4 protein-coding genes and 1 pseudogene are annotated in these 5,083 nt (G+C 56.3%); 3 read left to right on the top strand and 2 right to left on the bottom strand.

Features of this window, described 5'->3' with window-relative positions; translation table 11 throughout:
- Positions 1 to 197 precede the first annotated feature (197 nt).
- The 3 genes from BHD08_RS22795 (at position 198) to BHD08_RS22805 (ending at position 3,340) form a co-directional block, all read left to right on the top strand.
- Complete coding sequence (locus BHD08_RS22795) at positions 198 to 1,193, top strand: IS5-like element ISPsp6 family transposase (RefSeq protein ID WP_003282265.1); 996 nt, start codon at positions 198 to 200, stop codon at positions 1,191 to 1,193.
- Positions 1,194 to 1,548: 355 nt separating this feature from the next.
- Positions 1,549 to 2,739, top strand: a complete 1,191-nt coding sequence (locus tag BHD08_RS22800; protein ID WP_041013397.1) for a protein-disulfide reductase DsbD — start codon at positions 1,549 to 1,551, stop codon at positions 2,737 to 2,739.
- Between the two features lie 16 nt (positions 2,740 to 2,755).
- Entirely contained in the window at positions 2,756 to 3,340 is a 585-nt protein-coding gene (locus BHD08_RS22805) for a protein-disulfide reductase DsbD domain-containing protein (protein WP_125025236.1), read from the top strand.
- Positions 3,341 to 3,496: 156 nt separating this feature from the next.
- Here the strand turns inward: BHD08_RS22805 and BHD08_RS22810 are convergent, their stop codons facing one another.
- Both BHD08_RS22810 and BHD08_RS23320 read right to left on the bottom strand, forming a co-directional pair.
- Complete coding sequence (locus BHD08_RS22810; RefSeq protein ID WP_125025238.1) at positions 3,497 to 4,744, bottom strand: cytochrome P450; 1,248 nt, start codon at positions 4,742 to 4,744, stop codon at positions 3,497 to 3,499.
- 21 nt (positions 4,745 to 4,765) lie between these two features.
- Positions 4,766 to 5,083, bottom strand: a pseudogene (locus BHD08_RS23320) (hypothetical protein); the annotation flags it as partial.

Raw genomic sequence — 5,083 nt, forward strand, 5'->3', positions numbered from 1 at the left:
TTTGCGGGTCTGCTTGCGCTTGCCGGCGTACTCGGCGTCGGAGAAAGTCATCTGCTTCATCGGGCTACTCGGCGGGTAGGATCGGGGTATTTTGCCAAATCAGGAAGTCTTCTTCAGAGTGTCCCTAGGGAGACACTGCATAAATAGCCAGCCGCCCCCACCCTTGGCACACTGAGCCCCCTCAACCAGCCCCCTCCATGAGCTTTGTTACGCGCGTGCAGAAGACCTTCTCCGAACTCGAATATACCGGCAAGAAAAAGCAGACTCGCCGAGATCGCTTCCTGGCTGACCTTGAACAGCTGGTGCCCTGGGCACAAGTGGAGGCGCAAGTGGCGCCGTTCTATAGCGACACCACAGGCAAGCGTGGACGCCCTGCGATTGGGTTGTCGCGCATGCTGCGCATGTATGTCGTGCAGCAGTGTTTCGGTCTCTCCGATGAAGGTACCGAAGATGCCGTCTACGACAGCCAGGCCATTCGTGGTTTCATCGGCATCGACCTGGGCCGTGAGTCGGCACCGGATGCCACTACCTTGTTGCGATTTCGCCGCTTGCTGGAAACCCATCAGCTAACGCGGGTGCTGTTTGAAACGATTAACCAGCATCTGGCCAGCCGGGGTCTGCTGCTCAAGGAAGGCACTATCGTCGACGCTACCCTGATCGCCGCGCCGCCCTCGGTCAAGAACCGAGAAGGTAAGCGTGATCCTGAGATGCATCAGGCCAAGAAAGGCAATCAATGGCACTTCGGGATGAAGGCCCACGTTGGTGTCGACGCCACATCGGGACTCGTGCACAGCGTGGTAGGGACTGCCGCCAACGTGGCGGATGTCACCCAGGTCGATCAGTTGCTGCACGGCGCCGAAACCTATGTTTCGGGTGACGCTGGATACACTGGTGCGGCCAAGCGACCGGAGCATGCTGAACGGGACGTTGTCTGGTCGATTGCAGCACGGCCAAGCAGTTACAAACATCACGGCAAAGACAGCGTGCTGTACCGAGTCAAGCGCAAAGTCGAATACGCCAAGGCGCAGCTGCGTGCCAAGGTCGAGCATCCCTTCCAGGTGATCAAGGTGCGCTTCAATCATCGTAAGGTTCGCTACCGTGGACTGGAAAAGAATACGGCGCAGTTGTTCAGTCTGTTTGGGTTGGCCAATCTGGTACTGGCCAAGCGGTATTTGCAACGGACGGCGGGATAAGTCCGTCCGAAAGGCGGGGCTGGCCCGCTAATCAGCAAAATCAGGGTAGAAATCGGCCCAAGAAACGCAGAATAAGGCCGGTAGGTTGAAAAAACCGGGTTGAAAAAGGGGGACGGTGAGAATTGGCTAATTGTTCAGCGTCTCCTTAATGTCATCTCTTCGCGATGCCTGAAGCCGATGCGATAATCGTTACCGATAGCTGACGTTTGCCAATAACTCAAAGGACGGGGTCTATATGGAGAAGAGATATGAGCACTCAAAAAATCTGCTGTTTAAGTATGCAAGCAGCCAATGGCGGGGTCAGACCGGACGTTCCGGCCAGGAAGGGTGGGAAGGGGCTGGGAATAGCTGAGTGATGGATCAAATTCCCTCTTTACTCATCGCCGGCCAGCTCTTAATGGCGATAGTGGCAGGTTTGCTGCTCAACCTGACGCCCTGCGTTTTGCCTGCAATTCCCATTAAGGTCCGGACCATCTTACGAGAGGCGGGCAGCCAACGATCGCACCGCGTGCTGGCGGCATTGGCGTTCACCGCAGGAACACTCGCGTTTTTCCTGACGTTGGGCGGACTGACCGCACTTCTGCAGTGGAGCTGGGGCACTTTGTTTCAGTCTGCGGTGTTCGTTGGAGTCCTTGTTGCCTTGATGGTCGGGTTTGCGGTGGTCACCTGGCTGGATTTGCCCATCCCGATCCCGGCGTTCGCCGCCTCGGTCCATGGCCGGCGCTACTTTGAAGCATTCGTATCAGGGTTATTGAGTGCGGTTTTGGCCGCACCCTGCGCCGGTCCTTTCCTGGGCGGAGTCCTAGCCTTTGCCGTTACCCAGCCGACGCCGGTAAGTATGGGGATATTCGGCAGTATCGGGCTGGGGTTGTCGCTGCCCTACGCAGCATTGATGCTCAAACCCGATTGGCTGAGCCGGTTGCCCAAGGCGGGGCCCTGGACCCTGGTCATTAGAGAAGTGCTCGCGTTGGTCTTGCTGGCCGCAGCCGTCTTTTTCAGCGCGAGCCTGGTGCCCAAAGCGGTTTATCCCTGGCTATGGTGGTCTTGGCTGGCACTGGTGCTGGCCTGGGGTGCCCGCCGTTTCGTCCAGGGTAATGGTACCGTGCGTGTGATCACCACAACGGCGGCAGGCCTTGCCCTTGCGATGACTGTGGAATTCGCATCCCCGCTGGGCAACAGCGAAGACGAACTCGTCTGGCAACCCTACTCCGCAAAACTACTGACGGAGACAAAAGCCCAGGGCACACCCTATTTGCTGGAGTTCACCGCCGACTGGTGCATCAACTGCAAGATACTTGAGCGCACGGTCTACCAGGAGGCCGCTGTGGCCGAAGCCGTGCGGCGCACCAAGATGGTGCCCATACAAGTTGACGTGACAGCGAGCAACCCAGAAAAAGATGCGCTATTAACTGCGACCGGCGGGCAGGCCTTACCCTTCGCAGTGGTTGTTGACCGTGACGACACCGTTATCGCCCGTTTCACGGGGCTTTTTGACACCGACAGCTTGGTCGAAGCTATCAATCGCACCGGAAACCCACAACCTTAGATACTGGAGACCAATTATGGTGATTCGACACAAAGGATTGCTGGCTGGAGTAGTGGTTTTTCTGATCGCGATCGCTGCGTTCATGTTTATCGACACCAACGGAAACAACCTCGACGCTGCCCAGACTGAACGTGCCGGTCTTGAAGCCCCGGTTCCGGCCCGAACAGGGTTGGCAAATTCAGCTGATAAGGTCCGCCTCACTCTTTCGAACGGCGACGCAGCAATGGCGGGAAAGACGGGTGATTTCGTTTTAACACTGAACATTGAACCGGGCTGGCACGTGAATGCAAACCCGGCCTCCATGGAATTCCTGATTCCCACCGTCGTCAGTTCTTCAGTCAACGGCCAGGCGCTTGAAATCCCGACGCAGTACCCGCGCGGCCGGCTCAGCGACATTGTGCTGGGTGACACCGCCCTTGAGGTGTATGACGACGGTGCAAGTATTCGGCTGCGGCCCGACGAAAAACAGACCGCCGTGCTGGAAAAGGTAGGCAGGCTCGAAATGATTGTACGGGTGCAAGCCTGCAGTGACGAGGGCGTTTGCCTGGCGCCGACTGACCTGCCTGTTGCGCTGAATCTGGACGATACCAGCCGACAATAAGTCATAACGCCCTTCGGAAGTGACGCAACTGGGGGAGTGACTGTGAACAGTTTATTCTGAGTATCCCGATTGCCGAGGTTGCTCTGTGCAGCTTAACGCCATGCCCCACCATTCATATCTGGGGATGGGCGAGACTCGCTTCGTTAAACGGCAAACTTATGTTGTAATTTGCACATTCCGCATGACGAAGTGGCTTCGGGGCAGTGCCGGCAATCGGTCCCAGGTGATTGATAGATCCTGTTCGGGAACCTCATATTGGAGCGAGCGAGCCAGGAAGCGAACAGCAACGCTCATCAATGCGACGGCGACGCCTTCACCTGGACAGCGATGGTTAACATGCGGGTCGCCTGGTCCTTGTGGGATGAAGCAGTATGGCGACGGAGAGTTGGATCGAAAGCGCTCAGGCTTGAAACGATCTGCCTCCTCCCAGAGCTGGGAATCGTGATTGGTTCCGTATAAGTCCAGCAGGACTAAGGTGCCCCTGCCAAAGGCAAATCCTTCCCATAGAAAATCTTCTTTCACGCGAGCGCTGATCGCTGGGAAGAAGGGGTAGAAACGCCGCACTTCCTGCACAAAGCAACCTATATCTCTTTCATCTCCCGACTGCAGGTTTCTCAGACAACCCGGATGTTTGTGCAGCGCTAGCGCTGCAAAGGTTATGAATACCGAGACGGCTACCGTCGGCCGTAGCAAATTCAGCAGTTCCACTGATGCGGTATGTAGGTCCAACGGCTGTCCCTGCTGATCCTTGTAATGGGCGATGCGCTCAAGAGGCGATTGCTCTGGTGTAGGGAGAGCAGCACGAGTGGGTTCAATGAGCTCTGCCGCCCACTGTTCCAATCGGCGACGCGCCCGTCGTGCCTGCCAGTGCTGGAGACCGATCGCGCCGGCGTGCTCATAAAGTGCTGCAAGATCTTGAGTCCATTGCTGAACATCTCTTTCAGCGAGTGGAGTACCGGCCCATTCGCACACGGTGCGGCACAAAATTTCGCGAGCAATATCGTAGAGGACGATTGACTCACCGGGACGCCAAGTTCGCGCATACTCCCTCCAACGAACCTCGCTCAACTCTGCTAGTTCCTGCACGTTCGCGGGTGTGAGCACTCCCATGAAGAGGGCCTTTCGGTGACGATGCGCATCACCGTCCAAACCTTGGACACCGTCTTGTCCGAATAAGGTTTTTTGCAGTCGCTTGGGCGCAGCGTTCTGGCGAACGAATCGGTCAGGGTCGCAAATCAAGCGAGCAGCTTCGGCACCTGTTAGGCACAGAGTTTTCTGTAATATCAAGCGAGTTTGAAACACAGGCGATTGATGAAACTTACTGCGCGTGGAGATAAATCGGTAGGGATCTCGCAAAAAGGCCCAAGTACTGTCCAATCCGGTGTCACGCGGTATGTTTGGCATTGCTGACTCCACCCGTTCTAGCTACGTGTTGCGGATTTCATCCTGCTCTGAAGAATTGTGACCGGCCGGGTAAGCAGATGTTGGATGAACAGGATCAATAAATTGCCCGAAATAATTTCTGGGGTAGTCCTTTTCATGCAATCCAACCTCAGCCTCGCCCAGCTTCCCGGCGCTGTCGTAGAAGGTTCCAAACATCTGATCCCACACAGTTGTGTAGTGGTCTACTGATCCCGGACACCGATTTAGGCGAAAATCCTCGCCATCAAGAGGTGTTCGATGAGCAAGCAACGACGTACGTTTTCCGCCGAGTTCAAACGCGAGGCTGCTGCCTTGGTTCTG

It is taken from the genome of Pseudomonas sp. SCT (assembly GCF_003864275.1).
GTDB classification, from domain to species: domain Bacteria; phylum Pseudomonadota; class Gammaproteobacteria; order Pseudomonadales; family Pseudomonadaceae; genus Stutzerimonas; species Stutzerimonas stutzeri_AE.